Consider the following 20,939-nt stretch of genomic DNA (forward strand, 5'->3'; position numbering starts at 1 on the left):
TCTTTTTTATAGTTTACTTCTTTTGTGAATTTTTGCCGGTAAAATGATATCCCTTTTTTACAATTATGAGCGCGTTTCCTTTAATATCGCTTGCACATATGGATCATGTAATATTTGTTCTATAATTGGTAACATGTTTTGTTTGAATGGAATATCAATAGGGAATGGCTTTTGAGAGCCTGGTTTTATTCCGTATTGTACGAGTTTGTAATGTGTATTTTCTTCAGACTTGAGCACAATTAATTTATAGCGATTGTCATCGTTTGTTAGTGAGAAGTCAATCGCGATTGCATCATATGTTACATCATCTTTATATATGTACGGCTTTGGTGTACCGACCCAGTCTACCTTAGCTTGTAAATTCATGGACGTCACCTCCTTATATGTATTATATAAAAAATAAAAGCCAGCTCTCAATAAAGAGAACCGGCTGTAATTTAGCAGTCATTGGTTATTTTAAAATTTTCACTTTAACAGTTTTGCGTCCCCATTTTTGAGCAGCGCTATCTGATCCAAGTAGGATGTCGATACGGTTACCTTTAATTGCACCGCCAGTATCTCCAGCGATAGCTTCTCCGTAACCTTCTACCCATACTTTAGATCCTAATGGGATTACTTTCGGGTCAACAGCGATCATTTTCATGTTTGGGTTCGCTGTTAAGTCATGACCCATTGCAGTTAATACACGGCCGCCGTATGTGCCACCGTTTTCACTTGGGTGAGCTGTATATGCCGTAGCTACAACTGTTAACTCACGACCACCAGAAGGTGTGCTAGTCTCAGCAGCTTTCACAGCAGGCTTAGCAGCTGGTTTTGCTTGTGCTGCAGGTGCTTGTGCTTTAGCTGGTGCTACAGTTTTAGCAGGAGCAGGTTGTTCTTGTTTCTCAATAACAGGCGCTGTGCCTGTTAAGAAAGGAACGTGAACATAAGCTGTTTTCCCGTTATATTCAAATTGTAACCACTCATTTTGTACTTGGTTCGTTGTTTCGATCATATCGTCTTTCTTCAACGTTCCAAGAATTTCTGAGTTTGTGTTCGCTTCAGCACGTACATTTAATACGTTAGCTGTTACATAGTAAGAGTTCTTTGTAAACTCTGCACTTACGAATGCGTCTTTACCATCTAATTTGATTTGTGACCATCCGTTTTCTGTATTTAGAACATCTAATTTATGACCATTCTGTAATTTACCGACAACTTTTGATTCAGTAGTAGGGTTTTCTCGTACGTTTAGTACGTCTGTTGTTACAACAGTTTCTGCATTAGCAGATGCGGTGAAAATCCCAAGACCAAAAACTGCTGCTGTTGCTATTCCAATTAATTTTTTCATGATAGCCTCCATTGCGTTTGTTTTCGTGTCCTCATTATAGCAACAGATTTTTTCGGATTTCGGGAAAACACACAATTACAAACCATTCGTAATCAGTCGTTAACATCCTGTAATATAACAAAAGATATAGGAAAGCGTTTTTCATTCTATGTGATTAGTAGGTTTCTACTTATATTCAAAATATTTAATACAACATATATTTTTCGGCGTAAATAAAAATGTTACAGGAGTGTTACATAATATTTACTAAACGATTACATTCCTTGAGTATTTTGCCGTTTTATGGGTAATATAGTTATATAAACATAAACATTTCGTTTGTGAAACTATAAACACGTGCTATATACTAGCAAAAAAACCGCATAATTGTTACAAAAAGAAAGGGTTGCAAGGAAGAAAAATGCCCTTTTTTACATCTGTAACACATCCTTTTTTGGGAAAATACATTCCCATCCGCATTTTTCTCACACAATTTGACAGCAGTATTTCGATCTTGTAGCTCTTGCAGAGTGAAAAGGTTATACGGAAGGTAAGGCTGTCCATAAGAATTCGAATTGGTGAAGGTGAAAGTAAGAAAATCACCGTAAAATTATAGTTTTCTATCCGATTTTACATATCGGAATTTATGTTATTTACAAAAGTGAAACCTACGAAGGGGGATTTGATGAGGAAACTGACAAAAACATTCATCGTATCATTAACATTATGTATTGCATTTACACTTTGGGGGATTATTCCCGAATCTATTATTGGAAAAGGTAGCTTAGGAAATGTAACAACCGCAATTCAAACTGCATTAGTTAGTAAGTTTGGATGGTTCTATATTATTTCTGTTTCTATTATATTAGGTGTGTCTATCTTTTTAATTGTTTCGAAATACGGTTCTATTCGTTTAGGTAAAGATGATGATGAACCTGATTATAGTTATATGACATGGTTTGCTATGCTATTTAGCGCTGGTATGGGTATTGGTTTAGTTTTCTGGGGCGTTGCCGAACCATTAAACCATTTGTACGCACCTCCGTTTGGAGAAGGTGCAACTGAGGAAAGTGCGCGTCTTGCACTACGTTTTTCATTTTTCCATTGGGGATTACATCCGTGGGGACTATATGCATTTGTAGCGCTGTGTATTGCTTACTTTACTTTTAGAAAAGGAAAAGCAAGTACGATTAGTGCGACAGTAGGTCCGTTATTTAAAGGCGGGGAGCATGGACGTATTGCTCATTCATTTGATGTGTTAGCTGTTTTCGCAACTGTGTTTGGTGTTGCAACATCATTAGGTCTTGGTGCGAAGCAAATTGCAGGTGGTGTTAGTTATTTAACATCTATCCCGAATTCATTGCCGACACAGTTAGTTATTATTGCAATCGTAACCGTTCTTTTCATGTTATCTGCGCAAACAGGTCTTGATAAAGGAATTAAATATTTAAGTAATGCGAATATTATTTTGGCGTTTGCACTTATGATTATTGTATTATTTGCAGGTCCAACAAACTTTATTATGAATTACTTCACTTCAACAATCGGTTCTTATATTCAGGAATTGCCAAGCATGAGCTTCCGTTTAAGTCCATTAGATGAAGGCGGAAATCAATGGATTCAGTCATGGACAATTTTCTATTGGGCATGGTGGATTGCATGGTCACCATTCGTAGGTACGTTTATTGCCCGTGTTTCACGAGGACGTACGATTCGTGAGTTTGTTATCGGTGTGTTACTCGTACCGACTGTAATCGGTGCGCTTTGGTTCTCTGTTTTCGGCGGGACTGGTATTCATATGGAGCTGTTTGGTGATGCTCATATCTTCGACAAAGTGAAAGAGATGGGAACAGAAGTAGGGTTATTCGCTATGTTTGATCAGATGGGAAGCTTTGGATCAGCTTTATCGGTATTAGGTATTCTGCTTATTGCAACATTCTTTATTACATCTGCAGACTCTGCGACATTCGTTTTAGGGATGTTAACGACACATGGTAGTTTAAATCCACCAAACCGCATTAAAATGGTTTGGGGTATCGTTTTAGCATCGATAGCTTCTACCTTATTATATGTTGGTGGATTAGAAGCACTGCAAACAGCAGCTATTATTGCGGCATTCCCATTCGTCTTCGTTATTTTCTTTATGATGGCAGCATTATTTAAAGAGTTACAAAAAGAGGGGCGTATGAAGCGTCATTAATAATAGAAGGAAAAAGGGCTGATTATGTATCAGCTCTTTTTTATATAGAAGGAATTTTAAACACAAGTAAGGGAAATAAAATACTTTACTATATAAGTAGTATGCCTTTTATATAAAGAAAAATCGATACGTTTCGACAAAATACGATAATTTGTAAATTCTATTCATATTTTTGACAAAAAATTGTCGGAAATGTGTTGTCACGTTTATGTATATGTGCTATATTATTTCCTGTAAGCGATTTCAAATAGTTTTAAAGCGCATTCAAGGGGGACATCTAGAATAATGAAACGTTACGAAAGAAAGTGGAAGCATATTTGTTTGAAACGTGTGGCACATCGTAGTGTCCAAGAAAGCACGGAACCTAAGACTGAAACGCGCAAAGAACAGCAAGAGAAGCAATTGGTTCTACAAAAATAGCAATCACTTTTTCGTATATAAATGAAGGTCAATCGTTCGTTGGGGGATGGACGTGAAATTACTTTCAGCTAAGGGGTATTGTCTGATATATAATTTATACGGCAATAAATCAGCACAGAGCATACGGCGCTCTGTGCTGATTTTTATTTTGTAAATAAAAATCAGTGGGAGAACCCCACTGATTAAAGTTTTACTTTTCTTTTTTGAATCGAACTGTTTTATCCCAGCCAATGACTTGTTTCTTGCTCTTTGCACGTAAGTATAAAATTAAGCTGCGAATGAATAAGTACGTAAAGAGCTGTGCGTACGTAAAGTACATGATAACACTAATAAAAATATTAGTTGGTGTAAAGGTTCGTTCCACACTCTGGGCACTAAATAATTGAGAAACATATGTAATATATGCGACATACCACATAAATAGTAGCGGAATGCTATATTGAATTTGGAATATCCCGAGTAACCCAATTACAAACCAAACGTTCGAAATGATTAAGAATAGCCAAAATACAACATACACTAAAACTTGTTGTAAGGAATGGACGAGAAGTTTTCCTTTAAAGAAACTTAAGGAAGAAAACATTTTTTCTAAAATGTACAAGTTTCCTTGGAGCCAACGTGTACGCTGCTTAATAAGGATTTTTAAATGCTCAGGTTCTTGTTCCCATGTAATCGATTCTGGAACGATTGGTAAGAGATAGCCTTTTTGTGTAATTCGTAATGTTAATTCAGCGTCTTCTGCAATTGCATACGGGTCATAGCCGCCAAGTTCTTCTAATGCAGAGCGACGAAGAAGCATATTTGTTCCTGTTAGTGAACCTGTTTGGAATAGTAACCAGCGTCCGGATTGCATAAGGAGCTGGAAGATTTGAAATTCTAATGAAATCATTCGTGTTAGCCAGTTTCTATTTTCATTTACAGTACGAACGTGACCAACAGCTCCAACGGCATCCTCGGTTGTTTCAGCGTGTTCTACAAGCATTCGCAGAGCATGTGGTTCAGGCTGGTTATCTGCATCATACACACAGAAGTATTCACCATCTGAAATACTAAGACCATAGTTTAATACACGTGATTTCCCTTTTGGCTCACCTGCCGGAACACGAATGTGACGAATATGAGCATAAGCTTTGTCAAAATCGTCACCAATTTCAGGTGTCTCATCTTGCGAATTATCGTTTAATAAATAAACAGTTAGTTTACCTGGATATTCAATCTTCGCCATCGCCTCTAAAGTATCTTTAATAACGACACCTTCATTGTGGGCAGGTATTAAAATGTCGACGCTTGGATAATGTTCTAGCGTACGATCTTTTCGTTTACTATTTCGGTGAACTAAACCTGCGAGTGTTAAGAAAGAATAGTAAACAAGTAAGGCAGAGAATAGAAAGGCTGTAAAAATAAGTATATACTTAATCGAAAATGTGATGCTAATCCAAAACACGAGTACGCAAAATAGAAGGAATAAAAGAAGTATAACGAGTGTCATCATAATAACGTCTGTCCTTTGTTCCCAATTTGCTCGCGTGAAATTTTTATATCTTGGATCGCTTCAGCAGCAAGCCATTTCTCCATTTTTGGCTTTAGGCGATTCATTACAATGTCAGCACCGGCTTCATTTGTGTTTTGTAATAAAATAACGAGCTTATTATTATCATATTCAGCAGCAAGGTCAAAGTCAGCTCTTATCGTTTCAACTAATAATGAAGCTACACGGTCCATAACACTTTCCTTCGTATATTTACTAAAGGAAGTGAAGTCAAAATAAATAATAACGCCTGTTTCATTACGGCGATTCATTGCATTTATTAATAATGCTTGTCGTCTTTCGAATTCTTTTCTTGTTAATAATTTTGATTCTCCAATGTATTGTTCTAACGTTCTCACACGTTCGGTTAATTCTTTATTTTCATGAATAACCTTCTTTAATAAATGAGTTGAGATATATACGATGAAGAAGTTTGCTGCCATTAGGAAGTGAGTAATAATGTATTCCCATTGTTCTGATGTACTCCATAAGTAAAGCCATGCTTGGTAGAACAGGTAGAATACCGAAATAATGGTTCCTAATATAAAGAGAACAAATGCGGTTTTATCAGTCAATAATAGAAATAGTACATTAACAATTACATATATAATTGTAAAAATGAGAGCATGCTCATATTGCGTTACATGTACAGTTGTAAAATAAAATAAAATTTGTAAAATCCACATAGAGAGGACTTTATAGAAGTTATCTTTCACAAAATTTTCCTCCTTAAAGGTAATTCATGCAAGGATACTTGTAGTATGCGCAATTATTAAGAAATAGACCGGATGACTAGGTTATTTTGGAGAGCAACCACAAGTAGTATCTCTCTTTTGTAAGAAAAAATAAACAGACTTACTAATTATTGTATCATAATGTTCTTATATTTAAGCATAAAGTATTTAATATATACCGAAAAAATATACAACATATAATAAAAAGCCCCCTCTTTAGAAAGAGGAGACTTTGCATCATTTTATAGGAACATCATACCTGCAACTGCTGCATTTAAGAAGTTTGCTAATGTACCAGCGATAACTGCTTTAATCCCTAACTGTGCAATTTGTTTACGGCGAGTAGGAGCTAACGTTCCTGTTACACCTAATTGAATTGCGATAGAAGAGAAGTTTGCGAATCCACAGATTGCAAATGTTAAAATTAAGTTTGTTTTTGCAGAGAACTCTGCCATGTGTGGTCCTAAGTTTGCGTATGCAACGAATTCGTTGATTGCAAGTTTTTGACCGATAAAGCTTGCTGCTTGTACAGCTTCACCAGGAGAAACCCCGATTAAGATTGCAAATGGTGATAGTAAGTAACCGAAGATTAAATCAAGGCTAAGTTTAATATGGAACAGAGAGCCAATTAATCCTAATAGACCATTTAATAAAGCGATTAATGCGATGAAAGCCATTAACATTGCTGCTACGTTAATAACAAGTTGCATACCTTCAGATGCACCACGTGCAGCTGCATCAATAACGTTTGCATCTTCACGTTCTGTAGAAAGTTCAACGTTATTATCTACTTTTTCTGTTTCTGGCATAATTAATTTCGCAATTAATAAACTTGATGGAGCTGCCATAATTGCTGCTGCTAATAAGTGTTCTAACGGAATACCCATTGCTGCATAGCCGACAAGAACCGATCCGGCAACAGCTGTCATACCGCTTACCATAATAGTGAAGAATTCACTATTTGTTAAACGTGCTAAGTAAGGTTTGATTAAGATTGGAGCTTCAGTTTGTCCTAAAAATACAGTTGTTACTGAGTTTAAACTTTCTGCTTTAGAAGTTCCAAGAAGTTTACTTAATGCGCCACCAACAACACTAACAAATTTCTGCATAATACCGAAATGATATAAGATTGCTACTAATGAACTAATAAATACGATTGGAAGTAGTGCTTGAATAAAGAAGACAAATCCCCAAGGGCCTTTTGCGTTGACTAAATCCCCAGCAACGAACTTAATTCCCTCGTAAGAAAAATTAATTAATCCTTGAACACCATCAGCAGCGTATTTTAAACCTGCTTTTCCGGCATCCCATCGTAATACGATAAATGAAAATGACATTTGTAATGCTAGCGCGATTAAAATTGTGCGCCAATTAATAGCTTTGCGGTTGGAAGATAGTAAAAAAGCAATTGCTAATACTCCAATCACGCCGCCAATTCCCCATAAAAGATTCATGCAGTGTATGCTCCTTCCTCATAGTAAAAAAGTGTATAAACCAGTTGTCTATACTTTTGCGAATATAACATCTTAAGTAACTTATCATAATGGACATCGGAGGTCAAACGTCTAACAAAAAGTTTAAATAAAAAGAAAATTCTTCAAAAAAACACATATAAAATGATTAGACATGAAATAGGTTATGTTTTTTATGTGAAAATATACATTATGATAACGTTATGGAGTGTTTTTGTAGAATATAGTGTATGAAATAGGGAAATAGATACACTATTTTTTCGGGGATATAGGTGACATATACTAAAAAGAGCCTTCTAGTAATCTAGAAGGCTCTAAAATATAACTTAAGGTGCTTTCGTATAACCTAAGAAGTGCTTACTCCAATAAGAATTGCTTAATGAAGCGATTGCGACACCTTTATCTCCAGATTGGATAAATGATCCGCCGCCAAGGTAAATACCCATATGAGAAGGACCTGCTTTATAAGTGTCTTTGAAATAAATTAAGTCACCTGGTTGTGGACTTGAAGTTTGTGGTAAGCTGCTCCAATATCCTGCAACACTTTGACGACTAATGTTATGACCAAATTTCTTAAATACGTGGTAGATGTAACCACTGCAGTCAACACCAGTAGCAGAAGTACCACCCCAAACGTATGGTACACCTTGCATTGATTTTGCATATGCAAGTATGGAAGAACTATCACCACTATTATTGCCTGTATTATTGTTGTTATTGTTGTTATTGTTTTGATTGTTATTTTGGTTGTTGTTAGGCTTATTATCTACTGCGCCCCCAACCGGTGTTTTAGAAAGGTAACGTGTTCCGATGTAACCATTTTGACCGTTGTAGTTAATTTTGCTCCATCCAGAGTTTTCAGAGATTACTTGAACCTTCTGTCCTTGTGGAAGTGCCCCTATGATTCTATAATTTGTACCTTCGCCGCTACGTACGTTTAGTGCAGAAGCATTAATGTAGTAGTCACCAATTGCACCATGATTCGGTTGTTCAGGCTGTTTCGGTTGTTCAGGAGTAGCAGTGCCACCTTTAACGAATTTTACAAATTCGCTACTAACGAAGCCTGTTTTCCCTTGATAGTTTACTTTAAACCAACCGTTTTCAGATCCAACTACGTTTAATGTAGTACCATTTAACACGCCACCAATTACACTATGGTAAGCAGCAGGGCCTGTACGAACGCGTAGAGATGTTGCGTTAACAACGTAAGTACCACCAGTTTGAACAGTTACATTATTGTTTTGTTCTTGTTTGTTATCTTGGTTGTTACCTTGTGTAACGTTGTCGCTAGAACCGCCTTTTGTTACGTAGTCTTTGCTTACGTATGCAGTTTGTCCAGCGTAATTGATTTTGAACCAATCTTGAACTTCGCCAACTACTTGTACAACTTGTCCTTTTGTAACAGAAGCTACAGTTGTGTGAGAAGTGCTAGGACCTGTACGAACACGAAGGGAAGATACATTTACTGTATAGTTTCCGCTTGCTGGTTTTACAGATTCTTGGTTGTTATTATTCGTATTGTTGTTTGAAGAACCTGCATTAGAAGAAACACCAGATACGAATTCGCCACTTACATAGCCAACCTGTCCATTATGGTTGATTTTCACCCAACCATTTTCTTGACCAATTACGTTTAATGTTTGTCCTGCATATACACGTCCTGAAACAGAACTAGAAGTGTTCGGAGCAGTACGTACACGTAATACATCAGCAGTAACTTTATTGTTTCCACCTGTTGTACTTACATTGGAATTGCTTGCTCCATTTTTTGATACAAATTCGCCACTAACAAATCCTGTTTTCCCATTAATGTTAATTTTGAACCAACCATTTTCTTCGCCAATCACATTTAATGATTGACCGTTATAAACACGCGAGATGATATCGTGAGAAGTACTTGATCCTGCACGAACATGTAATACGCTAGTGTTTACCGTATAAGATGAGCTGTTTGATGCAGAAGCTTGGACAGTTGTAGCAGCTTTTTGTGTATTTTGTTCAGGGGCAGCTTGAACACTATCAAGTGTAGGTGCTGCTCCTCCTGCTACAGACACTGCCGCAAGACCGGCAAGGTATTTTTTCATAATTTGTCGATTCCTTTCTGTCTGTAATGTAGTGAAGAAATATTTACCAACTGTTAAAAATTCTAAAGAGCATGTCGATTACTGTCAAGACTTATGCGGTAATCTGAATATGACAAAAAGATTACAAAAAAAAATCAAGGCATAAATCTATACCTTGATTTCCATTTAAATACATATATTGAATGTAGAAAGGTTAGAAATTATACGTGTTTAAGAAGATGACATATTGGATTGTAACAAGCTTTGAGAAAATGATCTTTGCAGAATTTTTGTGATAGGGCCAACTTGACCATCTTGAATTGCAGTTCCATCAAGGTGAGTCATCGGCAAAATTTCAATCGTCGTTCCTGTAAAGAAGCATTCATCTGCTTGATAAACATCACGAATGCTGAAAAGTTCTTCTTGTACCGGAATGCGAAGGGTTTTCGCTAAAGAAAGGACATATTGACGAATGATTCCATTTAAAATAAGGTGATTGGCTGGATGTGTATAGAGAGTTCCGTTTTTTATGAGAAAGAAATTAGAACAGCTGCCCTCAGTTACGGTACCATTTCGTACGAAAAGGGCCTCTTTACAACCTTTGCGTTCAGCTTTCGTAGCAGCTAATACATTTGGTAATAAATTTAATGATTTGATATCACAGCGTAGCCAGCGTGTATCTGGTTCTGATATAGCACGTACACCATATTCAATCCATAACGCTGGTCTTTCTTTCTTTGTAATATAGGCATAGATTGTCGGAGGGACGTCATATGAGAATGTATGGGTACGAGCTTGTACACCACGAGATACTTGTAAATAAATCGTTCCATCCTCGTGGAAATTATTATTTTCGATTAGTTTATAGAGTAGGATAATCAGTTCTGCTTTTGAGAAAGGGAGTGTTAATTCTATTTCTTCCATGGAGCGATATAATCTTGTGATATGCGGATCTAATAAGTGAAAGTTCCCTTTATATAAGCGAATAACTTCGTAGACACCATCTCCAAACTGCAAGCCTCTTTCTTCAAAATCTATGTACGCGTGATGTTTTGTTGTATCAATAACTGCATCATTCCATAGTACAAATTTTTCGTATGCCAATTTTCGTCCCATCCTTTCGTAAGTGCATAAGTAAAATGAAGCTTTAATTCGTTTGGTCTGTGTACAAATAGCGGAATAAAGTCCTTATAGTAATTTTTATGTGAGTAATTCTTTACATATGACGTATATGTATTTGTAAATGGTAGAGAAGTAGTAATGATTTACCCCGCTATTTGTGGGCAGTAAAACTCCTGTTAAAAATTCGGCTGGAGTAAAGAAGTGAAGTGGGCGAATAACGGCCCGTAAATGCCCGATTGGTGAGGGCTGATTAAAGTTTCACTTTTACAGCATTTTGTATATACAAATTCGAAAATGAGAAATAAGAATCCTGCTTTTGAATAAAAAAAAGCAACATTCTTATGGAATGCTGCACAAGGAGGGTAGCTATCTTTCATAGGGACATCGTCTTATTGAATGTTTTGTGTATGGAAACAAAACACATTGAAAGACAATTATAAGAAAGTAGAAATAAACGATTCAAATATTTCTTTAAGGGATCTTATTACAGATGAGAGATAAGAAATATAGAGAACCTCGTTTACATATTTTATTATAGAGATGTTTCATTAATTCTATGTGAATATTTGGTAAAGGTTATGTAATGTTAAAGTTAATGAATATAAGTGATTGTATGGAGAAATATAAAAAAAAGAGGCTGAGATTACTCAGCGCTCTTCTTTTCTTCTTTAATAGCCGTCTTTACTTCACCAGTTTTGGTCTTGTTACTTTCAGAGAAGCGAAGTAAGTCACCTTCAATGATTTTGTCAGACATGTTCAATTCATTTTGGGCACGATCAATGAGTGGTTGAGATTCTTCTTTTGGTAATTGTACAACTTCGCCAGTATTACGGTCGTAGAATGTACTGTTCGTGTACATGTACTTATCTGTAACGAAGCTACCGTCACGAAGAACAACGAATCCTTTATTGTCTGGTGAGAATACATCATGACCGAATTGAACTTGATTCGTAGAATCTACACCAAGTAAGTTTAGAATTGTTGGTTTAATGTCAATTTCACCAGTTGGTTTTGAAATTGTTTTACCTTCTTTTTGACCTGGAACGTGAATAAACATCGGTGTTTTTTGTAAGTTCATATGGTCAAATGTAGTGATTTCTTCTTTTCCTAAGAACTGTGCCATTGCACGGTTATGGTTTTCAGAAATACCGTAGTGATCACCGTAGAATACGATAACTGAGTTGTCGTAAATACCTTCTGCTTTTAGACGCTCAATAAAGTGTTTCATTGCTTCGTCTAAATAGCGAGCAGTTACCATGTAACGGTCAAATACGCCATCACCAGAATTGTATTCATCGATTAATTTCGTACTGTCATCATAAGTGAATGGGTAATGGTTTGTTAAAGTAAGGAAGCGAGTATAGAACGGTTGCTTCACTTCTTTTAACATATCGATAGATTGATCGAAGTATTCGATATCTTTTAATCCCCAATTTAATTTCGTTTCTGGCGTAATCTTGTAGTCAAGCTCGTTGTAATAACGATCATAACCAAGTGCCGGATACATAATGTTACGGTTCCAGAATGTTGCGTTGTTCGCGTGGAATACTGATGTGTGGTATCCTTGCTCACGTAAAATTTCTGGAGTTGCTGTATATTCGTTATTACCGTGTGTGAAGAATACAGCACCACGGTCTAGTGGATACATTGAAGTATCTACTAAGAATTCAGCATCAGATGTTTTTCCTTGCCCAGTTTGATGGAAGAAGTTATCAAAGTAATAACTTTCTTTCGTAAATTGGTTTAAGAATGGTGTAACTTCTTGTCCGTTAACTGTTGCACCAATTAAGAATGTTTGTAATGACTCAAGAGAGACAACAATTACGTTTTTCCCTTTTGCAGTACCAAACATATTTGGATCTGGTTTGCTTTGCGTTGTTTTTACGTAGTTTTCTGTTTCCTGTAATTTACTACCGTCAGCAAAAGCTTTTTGTGAACTTGATTTTGCTTGTAAGCCAAGATCATATACTTGGTGTACATATAAACCTAAGTTTTTAACAAGCATAACGCGGTCGAATGAGCGTGTTAATAGTTCAGGACGCTCAGCTTCTGCAAGTCCTAAGTTTGCGAAGAAAATAGCAACTGTTGACACGAAGTATAGGGAACGCATTGGGCGTGCTACACGCTCTGTCGGTGCAAAATTCTTCATCTTCTTCAATAAAATGAAGAATACAATAATATCAGCAAATGCAAGGATAATTTTGTAGTTAAACAATTCTTTCACACTAGAACCTAAACTTCCAAAGTTAGATGTTTGTCCTAGTACTGGTAAAGTAACGAAGTCATTGTAGAATCCGTAGAACATTACGTTACCAACAAGAACGATTGTTAAAACAAAATTAATTCCAAGTGCTATATAGTTACGTTTTTTCCCTTTTGCAAATAATGCAAGACCAACAAGCAGTAATGATGCTGCTAATGGACTAAGGAATAAAATGAATTCTTGCATGAAAGATTCAAGTTTTAAATCAAAGCTTGTGCGTGTAATAAGGTACGTCTTTAGCCATAAAGCTAAAGCTACGAATACAGTGAAACGCACATTTTGAAATTGTGATTTCAAGGTTTCTTTCATTCATTTCCACCCTTTCTCTATCAGGCTTGGTCGATTTTGGAGCGAAAAATGCTAAAATAAAAAATACATAGTTTTCTTGGCCATAATTAGAGGTTCTATATTCACCCATATACGACTATAACTATGCATACCCTTTTGGTTTCTTGTGTTGCTCATAAGCATAACGTCATTTCTGTATTATACAACAAAATTCATTTCTGAGAAACACTATAACATTTTACATTTTTTGTATAAGATTTGTCACTACCAGAGAAAACTTTAACATTCGTTTTTATGTCCGTCAACTAGAAAATATAACAAAGGTAGAGCAGAATGTTAAGTGAAAGTGAAAATTTTCTTTGTTGAGAAATAAGAAATGACAATGGGTAAGCGGCTATCTAGAAACCTATTATATGATGAGAAATATGTAAAAATTAACGAACACTTGTTCTTTTTTCGTTTGTTTGTTACAATGAAAGTTCATTGATAGATTATGTGTAATTTTGATGAACTTTTACTGATAACATATTGTAGCTTATTTCTTTTAAAAAATAGGGAGGCTTTTACATGGAACAAAAATTTTCAGTTGAAGCGTTTTGGAAGAAAGCAAAACATGTTGCAAAGCAAGCAGGACAGTCGGTTATTTATGCAAGTTTATTATTGTTTTACGTTTTGCAAAGACCTGATGTTCCAAAGCGAGTGAAAATTATTGTGATTGGAGCACTTGCTTATTTTATTGCACCAATTGATGCCATCCCAGATTTTATTGCTGGAGTTGGTTATACAGATGATTTAGGGGCGTTAATGGCTGCTCTATTACAAACGTCGTTATACGTCAATGAAGAGGTGAAAGATAAGGCACGAGTGAAGTTGGCAGAATGGTTTGGTTCGGATATAGACACATCCTTTATCGATCAGAAATTAGATCAATAGGTGAGAACTGTCATATGGTGACAGGGCGAACGTAAGCGAGGAAGTGCATTATGCCATCAGGAAGAACGCATACGAAAATAAACTTAATATCCCTTCCGGTTGTTTTGTTTATGCTCTTTTCGTATGGATTAACAAACTTGGATTTTTTATTAACTTTTGCAATTGGCTTTTTAGTAGGTACTTCATTTTTAACGCCGGATTTAGATACATATAGTAATGCGTATAATAAATGGGGATTCCTACGTATATTTTGGTATCCGTATAAGAAGGTCATGCCGCATCGCTCCTTCTTTACACATACAATTATACTTGGTGATGTGATTCGTATTGCATACATGTTAATTGTGTTTTCTCCGTTTTTATTCCTATTAAATGTAATCGCGCTTGATGGGAATTTAATAGAAATTGCGAAGGAACATGAGGTTGAAATTGTAACGTTCTTAATGGGAATTGTTGTGGCAAGCACGCTTCACATTATAGCGGATAAAGTGAATACGCGCCGCAAAAAAATGATGAGAAAAAAGAAGAAACGCAGAAGATAAAAAAACCGTCCCAAAAGGTATTTTGGGACGGTTTTTTTCTTATTAAAAGATTGTCGTATCGCCGATAAAATTTCATTTATTATGATGCGTGCTGTTTTAATCAAACGTTTGTTTAAACTTAAGCTTTCAGCACTTTAATACCTTTTACGATGTTCCAAATGAAGTAGTATAAGCTAATAATGCCGCAAATACATAAGACAATTATTGCTCCAATTCCAAGTGTTACGTCTGGTTGATCCGATCCGATACCCATAATTCCTAAAATAGTTACGCCAATGAATGTAGCGATACTTGGAATAATGTGTGTCCATAGAGCACGTTTTGCATGTGGTTTTGTTTCAGCATCGCCTACAATCCACACAATAATAGGGAATAAGATAGGGGCAAATAATACACTAAAGTAAGATAAAGCTGCTAATATTTTGTTTCCGTTCATATATATCACCTCATATATATCACCTCATAAATAATGTCCGTTGCTATACTATTATTATGCAATAGTTTTGGCAAGCTTACTATCGATGAACATTACAAGAACGTGACGATTTTGTAAGATTTTCTAGTGAAATAATAAAATTTTCAAAAAAATCTTTTTAAATGAAAATTGTTGTGATAGAATTAATGAAAACGTTTTCTTGGACGTTTTTTTATTTTAGGTTTAAAGGTATGATGACCTGATAGTCTATTGATGAGGTTATTCTATTTAAAAGGGGATTCTTTAGGGGGAGAGAACAATGAACACATGGACACAAGTTTATGATCCGTTCGGAAACATTTGGATTTCGGCAGCGGTCGCACTTATTCCGATTATCTTTTTTTTCTTAGCTTTAGCAGTTTTCCGCATGAAGGGGTATGTGGCAGGATTTATTACAGTTGTACTTACAATTTTAGTGGCGTTATTCGCTTATAAGATGCCGTTCACGATGGCGATGGCAGCGACGGGATATGGTTTCTTATACGGACTATGGCCAATTGCTTGGATTATCATTATGTCGGTATTTTTATATAAAATATCTGTGAAAACAGGTCAATTCGATGTGATTCGTGCATCTGTATTATCAATTACAAATGACCATCGTTTACTCGTTATTTTAATCGGTTTTTCATTTGGAGCATTTTTGGAAGGGGCAGCAGGATTTGGTGCACCAGTAGCGATTACCGCAGCGCTTCTTGCAGGTCTTGGGTTAAATCCTTTATATGCAGCGGGTCTTTGTTTAATCGCAAATACGGCACCAGTAGCGTTCGGAGCGATGGGAATTCCGATTACAGTTGCTGGACAAGTAACAGGTATTGATCCACATAAAATTGGACAAATGGCTGGACATCAATTACCGTTTCTATCATTATTTGTTCCGTTCTTTATCGTATTTTTAATGGATGGATTTAAAGGAGTAAGACAAACATGGCCAGCTCTATTTGTAGCCGGTAGCTCATTTGCAATTACGCAATTCATTACAGCGACGTTCTTAGGGCCAGAACTTCCGGATATTACGTCAGCACTTGTAAGTTTAGTGAGTTTATCGCTATTCTTAAAAGTTTGGCAGCCGAAAGAAATCTATCAGTCTAAAGAAGCAAATAGTGAAGTAGCAGCAACGGCGATATCTATGCCGAAACTAACGGTAGGAAAAGTAGTAAAAGCATGGTCTCCATTCATTATTTTAACTGTGATGGTAGTCATTTGGAGCCAAAGTTTCTTTAAAGCGTTATTTGCTTCAGGTGGTGCTTTGGAAAGCCTTGTGTTTAAGTTTGAAGTTCCAGGCTTACACAATTTAGTAATGAAAGCAGAGCCAATTGTAAATAAACCGACGCCTTATGAAGCAATCTTGAAATTAGATATTTTATCAGCGACGGGAACAGCCATTTTAATTGCTTGTATCATTTCTATCTTTATTTTGAAAATGAGTGCAAAAGATGCAGTAGTAACATTTAAAGAAACGTTACATGAGCTTAAGATGCCAATTCTGTCTATCGGATTCGTATTAGGATTCGCGTTTATCGCAAACTATTCTGGTCTATCTTCTACATTAGCATTAGCACTTGCAGGCACTGGAGGACTATTCCCGTTCTTCTCACCATTCCTAGGCTGGATCGGTGTATTTTTAACAGGATCCGATACGTCAGCAAATGCACTGTTCTCGAATTTACAAGCGATTACAGCGCAGCAAGTCGGTGTATCTGAAGTACTTCTCGTTGCAGCAAATACAACGGGCGGTGTAACAGGAAAAATGATTTCTCCGCAATCAATTGCGATTGCTTGTGCGGCAGTTGGACTTGCTGGAAAAGAATCAGATTTATTCCGCTTTACAGTGAAGCATAGTTTATTCTTCGTAATTATTGTTGGTATTATGACGTATGTACAGGCATATTATTTAACGTGGATGATTCCATAAACAACAAAAGAAATAAACTTTGCATTTTTCAGATTATCGTGTATGATGGGAAAGTATTGAAAATTAAATCAGTGATAAACTAGGGGTGCCTAACGTATGCGTAGGCTGAGAGAGAAGCGTGTGAACTTCTTAACCCTTTGGACCTGATCTGGCTCGTACCAGCGTAGGGAAGTTAACGGCTTTACATAATGATGTCTTTATGAGCCAGGTCCTTATTTTTTTATGGACCTGGCTCTTTTTATTTTGGCATACGCTGGCCATATCTCGTCCTTGTCACGTACAGGGGGGCAACAAAGGTTATGAAACAGTCTGTTTCAGCTGAGCAAATTGAATTGAAATCGAGTTTACCAGGAAGTAAGAAAGTGTATGTGGATGGACCACGCGCGGGTATGAAAGTGCCGATGCGCGAGATTGAACAAAGCGAAACGAACGGTATTCCGAATTCGCCAATTCGTGTATATGATACGAGCGGTCCTTATACAGATCCTGCTTATAAAGTGGAACTGGAAAAGGGGCTGCAGGCGCCGCGCCACTCTTGGATCCTGGAGCGCGGAGATGTAGAAGCATACGAAGGGCGCGAAGTAAAACCAGAGGATGACGGTGTGAAAGTGGCTTTGAAACATACGCCTGTTTTCCCGCAAATGGATCGTCAGCCGCTTAGAGCAAAGCATGGTGCAAATGTTACGCAAATGCATTATGCACGTAATGGTATCATTACGTCTGAGATGGAATATGTTGCGATTCGTGAAGGAGTAGAGCCTGAGTTTGTTCGTAAGGAAATCGCGGAAGGTCGTGCCATTTTACCAGCGAATATTAACCATCCGGAAGCAGAACCGATGATTATCGGCCGTAACTTTCACGTGAAGGTCAATGCAAATATCGGAAACTCTGCTGTATCTTCTTCAATTGCAGAAGAAGTAGAGAAGATGACGTGGGCAACGCGTTGGGGTGCGGATACGATTATGGATTTATCTACAGGTAAAAATATTCATACGACGCGTGAGTGGATTATTCGTAACGCGCCTGTACCAGTTGGGACTGTACCGATCTATCAAGCGCTTGAAAAGGTAAACGGAATTGCAGAAGATTTAACGTGGGAAGTGTATCGTGATACGTTAATTGAGCAAGCTGAGCAAGGTGTTGATTACTTTACGATTCACGCGGGCGTATTACTTCGTTACATTCCGATTACTGCAAAGCGTACGACAGGTATCGTTTCACGTGGTGGTTCAATTATGGCACAGTGGTGTTTATTCCATCATAAAGAAAACTTCTTATACACTCATTTTGAAGAGATATGTGAAATTATGAAGCAGTACGACGTTTCGTTCTCTCTTGGAGATGGATTACGTCCAGGTTCGATTGCAGATGCAAATGACGAAGCACAGTTTTCTGAGCTTGAAACACTTGGTGAATTAACGAAGATTGCTTGGAAACATGATGTGCAAGTGATGATTGAAGGGCCTGGGCATGTACCGATGCATTTAATTAAAGAGAATATGGAGAAAGAGCTTGATATTTGTCAGGGCGCGCCGTTCTATACACTTGGGCCGTTAACGACAGATATTGCACCAGGTTATGACCATATTACATCGGCAATTGGAGCGGCGATGATTGGCTGGTTTGGAACGGCGATGCTTTGTTATGTAACGCCGAAAGAACATTTAGGTTTACCGAATAAAGATGATGTTCGCACGGGGGTTATTACGTACAAAATCGCTGCACATGCAGCTGATCTTGCGAAAGGGCACAAAACGGCTCATCAGCGTGATGATGCACTTTCAAAAGCTCGCTTTGAATTCCGTTGGCGCGATCAATTTAATTTATCTTTAGACCCTGAACGTGCGATGGAATATCACGATGAAACATTGCCAGCAGAAGGCGCGAAAACGGCTCATTTCTGTTCAATGTGTGGACCGAAGTTTTGTAGTATGAGAATTTCACATGATATTCGTGAATATGCAAAAGACAATGATTTAGAAACGACAGAAGCAATTGAAAAAGGGATGAAAGAGAAAGCGAAAGAATTTAAAGACACTGGTAGTCATTTATACCAATAATACGTTACACCTCTTTACTTGATTGATCACACTGTAGTACCTAACTTAAATATAGAAGAAGCCCCCTTTGCTAAGACGGTAGCAAAGGGGGCTTCTGTTGTTTATCCCGCTTTAATGGGCAGTAAGACCCCCAACTCAAAATTCAGCGAAAGCAAAGAAGTTAGGTGGGGGATCAACTGCCCATAAAAGTCCGATTGGTTCAACTAATAATCAGTGGGGGATGAAGAAAACCCCCACTGATTAAAGTTTCACTTTATAAGGCGAAGAAAAGGTGTACCCAGTAGTATAAGAGGAATAATGTGACGACTGTTGTGAGAGGAATAACGATAAGGGATACACTTAAATAGTCTTTCCATTTTACTTTAATTTTGTTTTGTTTCAGGATATACATCCAAATGAGGGAAGCTAACGTACCGATTGGTAATAATAGTGAACCGATGTCACTACCAATAATGTTTGCCAGGTAGATAGTTTTTAATGTGACTGGGTCTAGTCCCATTTCTGTTAATGTGATTGTACCAATCATAAGTGCAGGATGGTTATTGAAGACGTTAGAGAGGAGAGAAACGAGTCCTCCCATTGCAAAGCTAGCATAGAGTAGATGTTGACTTACAACTGGTTCAAGCCAATTTACAAGCACCGTTGTTAACCCTGCGTTGTGAAGCCCGTAAATAATTACATACATAGAGAATGCGAAAATTAAAATGTGCCACGGTGTCTTTTTTAAAATGTCGACAGGGTTTGTTCGTAAGTAGTACCATCTCCAGATGAGAAGAACGAGTGAACCGAGTACGGCAACAATTTCGATTGGGATGGATAAGAAGGATGCAACGAAAAGTAGACAGCGCATAAGGAAGACGAAACCTAATACTTTTAGCATGAATTTTGTCCGTTTTTGTTTCGTATCAACAGAATTTTTTCCTTTTAACGGATGGAAGTTTTTCGTGAAGAACATTTCTTCGATATCATATGAAGAAACAGGTAATTTCTCTGGTAGTTTTTTCTTTAAAACTGTGTACATAAGCCATGACATAAATAATAATCCTAATGTTGCAGGTACAAACATCATAGCAGTATGCATATAAAGAGTCATATTCACAATATTTAATGCGATTAAGTTTACGATATTACTTACACCAATGGGGGCACTAGAGGCAGTGGCGATTAAAGCACCACTTAATAAATAAGGGATTTGTTGATGAGGTTTTAATTTAAGGTTTCTCAGTAGTAAAATTAGGATTGGAGTTGTAATTAAAATACTACCGTCGTTATTAAATAAAAGAGTCATAAGAAAACATAATAATTGAATATACCAGTATAAACGGCGACCGGAGCCTTTTGCTAAGTTTGCAAGTTTTGCTGCGGACCAGTGGAAGAAGCCGAAGCTTTCTAATATAACCGCCATAACGATGGTCGCTAATATTGTTATGGAGGCACCGCCAATTTTACTGATAATGTCCATGACGTCTGGCTTTGATACAAGTCCAGTAATCAGGATAATGCCAGCACCAATTGCTGCTGGCCACGCCTCATTTAAGCCACGAGGCCGCCAAAAGACAACAATCATTGTTAAGAAGAATACAATAATAGTAATCCATATTTCAATGCTCATATT

At 37.0% G+C, this 20,939-nt stretch carries 15 protein-coding genes and 1 riboswitch; of the genes, 5 read left to right on the forward strand and 10 right to left on the reverse strand.

Going from position 1 to position 20,939, the window contains the following annotated elements:
- Positions 1–63 precede the first annotated feature (63 nt).
- The gene (locus MKX31_RS24955) at positions 64–366 is read right to left on the reverse strand and encodes a DUF3910 family protein (RefSeq protein ID WP_088047781.1); all 303 of its coding nucleotides are present in this window, start codon (positions 364–366) and stop codon (positions 64–66) included.
- An 85-nt stretch (positions 367–451) separates the two neighbouring features.
- Positions 452–1,330 (reverse strand): cell wall-binding protein EntA, encoded by an 879-nt coding sequence (locus MKX31_RS24960; protein WP_002167369.1) that lies wholly within the window; start codon positions 1,328–1,330, stop codon positions 452–454.
- Between the two features lie 664 nt (positions 1,331–1,994).
- On the opposite strand from MKX31_RS24960, the gene opuD reads away from it, so the two are divergent.
- Positions 1,995–3,509, forward strand: coding sequence for a glycine betaine transporter OpuD (gene opuD / locus MKX31_RS24965; protein WP_064476162.1), 1,515 nt, complete (start codon positions 1,995–1,997; stop codon positions 3,507–3,509).
- A 610-nt stretch (positions 3,510–4,119) separates the two neighbouring features.
- Here the strand turns inward: opuD and MKX31_RS24970 are convergent.
- The 6 genes from MKX31_RS24970 to MKX31_RS24995 form a co-directional block, all read right to left on the reverse strand.
- Positions 4,120–5,421, reverse strand: a complete 1,302-nt coding sequence (locus tag MKX31_RS24970) for a glycosyltransferase family 2 protein (RefSeq protein ID WP_000988744.1) — start codon at positions 5,419–5,421, stop codon at positions 4,120–4,122.
- Positions 5,418–6,173, reverse strand: a complete 756-nt coding sequence (locus MKX31_RS24975; RefSeq protein WP_098103006.1) for a diguanylate cyclase domain-containing protein — start codon at positions 6,171–6,173, stop codon at positions 5,418–5,420. Before MKX31_RS24975 ends, MKX31_RS24970 begins: the two co-directional genes overlap by 4 nt.
- Positions 6,174–6,433: 260 nt before the next feature.
- Positions 6,434–7,645, reverse strand: coding sequence for a NupC/NupG family nucleoside CNT transporter (locus MKX31_RS24980; RefSeq protein WP_064476164.1), 1,212 nt, complete (start codon positions 7,643–7,645; stop codon positions 6,434–6,436).
- Between the two features lie 344 nt (positions 7,646–7,989).
- Complete coding sequence (locus MKX31_RS24985; protein WP_340981654.1) at positions 7,990–9,747, reverse strand: C40 family peptidase; 1,758 nt, start codon at positions 9,745–9,747, stop codon at positions 7,990–7,992.
- Between the two features lie 210 nt (positions 9,748–9,957).
- The gene (locus MKX31_RS24990) at positions 9,958–10,842 is read right to left on the reverse strand and encodes a D-amino-acid transaminase (RefSeq protein ID WP_081257338.1); all 885 of its coding nucleotides are present in this window, start codon (positions 10,840–10,842) and stop codon (positions 9,958–9,960) included.
- A gap of 649 nt (positions 10,843–11,491) precedes the next feature.
- The gene (locus MKX31_RS24995; protein ID WP_064476167.1) at positions 11,492–13,420 is read right to left on the reverse strand and encodes an LTA synthase family protein; all 1,929 of its coding nucleotides are present in this window, start codon (positions 13,418–13,420) and stop codon (positions 11,492–11,494) included.
- A 546-nt stretch (positions 13,421–13,966) separates the two neighbouring features.
- Here MKX31_RS24995 and MKX31_RS25000 point away from each other — a divergent pair.
- Together MKX31_RS25000 and MKX31_RS25005 are read left to right on the forward strand one after the other, a co-directional pair.
- A complete protein-coding gene (locus tag MKX31_RS25000) occupies positions 13,967–14,332 on the forward strand; it encodes a YkvA family protein (RefSeq protein WP_064476168.1) in 366 nt (121 codons plus the stop codon).
- Between the two features lie 50 nt (positions 14,333–14,382).
- Complete coding sequence (locus MKX31_RS25005; protein WP_064476169.1) at positions 14,383–14,874, forward strand: metal-binding protein; 492 nt, start codon at positions 14,383–14,385, stop codon at positions 14,872–14,874.
- A gap of 118 nt (positions 14,875–14,992) precedes the next feature.
- On the opposite strand, the gene MKX31_RS25010 is transcribed toward MKX31_RS25005, so the two are convergent.
- Positions 14,993–15,310 (reverse strand): DUF4870 domain-containing protein, encoded by a 318-nt coding sequence (locus MKX31_RS25010; RefSeq protein ID WP_064476170.1) that lies wholly within the window; start codon positions 15,308–15,310, stop codon positions 14,993–14,995.
- Between the two features lie 298 nt (positions 15,311–15,608).
- Between MKX31_RS25010 and lldP the strand changes: the two genes are divergently transcribed.
- Positions 15,609–17,264 carry an L-lactate permease gene (lldP, locus tag MKX31_RS25015; protein ID WP_088047785.1) on the forward strand — a complete coding sequence of 552 codons (1,656 nt, stop codon included), beginning with the start codon at positions 15,609–15,611 and terminating at the stop codon, positions 17,262–17,264.
- Between the two features lie 71 nt (positions 17,265–17,335).
- Positions 17,336–17,451: riboswitch (TPP riboswitch) on the forward strand.
- Positions 17,452–17,563: 112 nt separating this feature from the next.
- On the forward strand, positions 17,564–19,324 hold the full coding sequence (gene thiC, locus MKX31_RS25020) for a phosphomethylpyrimidine synthase ThiC (RefSeq protein WP_064476172.1): 1,761 nt from the start codon (positions 17,564–17,566) through the stop codon (positions 19,322–19,324).
- 253 nt (positions 19,325–19,577) lie between these two features.
- Here thiC and MKX31_RS25025 read toward each other — a convergent pair whose 3' ends face one another.
- Positions 19,578–20,936: an arsenic transporter gene (locus MKX31_RS25025; RefSeq protein WP_048560350.1), complete on the reverse strand. Its 1,359-nt coding sequence runs from the start codon at positions 20,934–20,936 to the stop codon at positions 19,578–19,580.
- Positions 20,937–20,939 lie beyond the last annotated feature (3 nt).

Source organism: Bacillus sp. FSL M8-0063 (assembly GCF_038005545.1).
Classification (GTDB): Bacteria; Bacillota; Bacilli; order Bacillales; family Bacillaceae_G; genus Bacillus_A; species Bacillus_A wiedmannii.

Bases quoted from the DNA above. Each gene is read 5' to 3' on its own strand.
- MKX31_RS24960 (WP_002167369.1), bottom strand. From the start codon at position 1,330: ATGAAAAAATTAATTGGAATAGCAACAGCAGCAGTTTTTGGTCTTGGG.
- MKX31_RS25000 (WP_064476168.1), top strand. From the start codon at position 13,967: ATGGAACAAAAATTTTCAGTTGAAGCGTTTTGGAAGAAAGCAAAACAT.
- MKX31_RS24985 (WP_340981654.1), bottom strand. From the start codon at position 9,747: ATGAAAAAATACCTTGCCGGTCTTGCGGCAGTGTCTGTAGCAGGAGGA.
- MKX31_RS24995 (WP_064476167.1), bottom strand. From the start codon at position 13,420: ATGAAAGAAACCTTGAAATCACAATTTCAAAATGTGCGTTTCACTGTA.
- MKX31_RS25005 (WP_064476169.1), top strand. From the start codon at position 14,383: ATGCCATCAGGAAGAACGCATACGAAAATAAACTTAATATCCCTTCCG.
- MKX31_RS24990 (WP_081257338.1), bottom strand. From the start codon at position 10,842: ATGGGACGAAAATTGGCATACGAAAAATTTGTACTATGGAATGATGCA.
- MKX31_RS24980 (WP_064476164.1), bottom strand. From the start codon at position 7,645: ATGAATCTTTTATGGGGAATTGGCGGCGTGATTGGAGTATTAGCAATT.
- opuD (WP_064476162.1), top strand. From the start codon at position 1,995: ATGAGGAAACTGACAAAAACATTCATCGTATCATTAACATTATGTATT.
- MKX31_RS25025 (WP_048560350.1), bottom strand. From the start codon at position 20,936: ATGAGCATTGAAATATGGATTACTATTATTGTATTCTTCTTAACAATG.
- MKX31_RS24970 (WP_000988744.1), bottom strand. From the start codon at position 5,421: ATGATGACACTCGTTATACTTCTTTTATTCCTTCTATTTTGCGTACTC.
- lldP (WP_088047785.1), top strand. From the start codon at position 15,609: ATGAACACATGGACACAAGTTTATGATCCGTTCGGAAACATTTGGATT.
- thiC (WP_064476172.1), top strand. From the start codon at position 17,564: ATGAAACAGTCTGTTTCAGCTGAGCAAATTGAATTGAAATCGAGTTTA.
- MKX31_RS24955 (WP_088047781.1), bottom strand. From the start codon at position 366: ATGAATTTACAAGCTAAGGTAGACTGGGTCGGTACACCAAAGCCGTAC.
- MKX31_RS25010 (WP_064476170.1), bottom strand. From the start codon at position 15,310: ATGAACGGAAACAAAATATTAGCAGCTTTATCTTACTTTAGTGTATTA.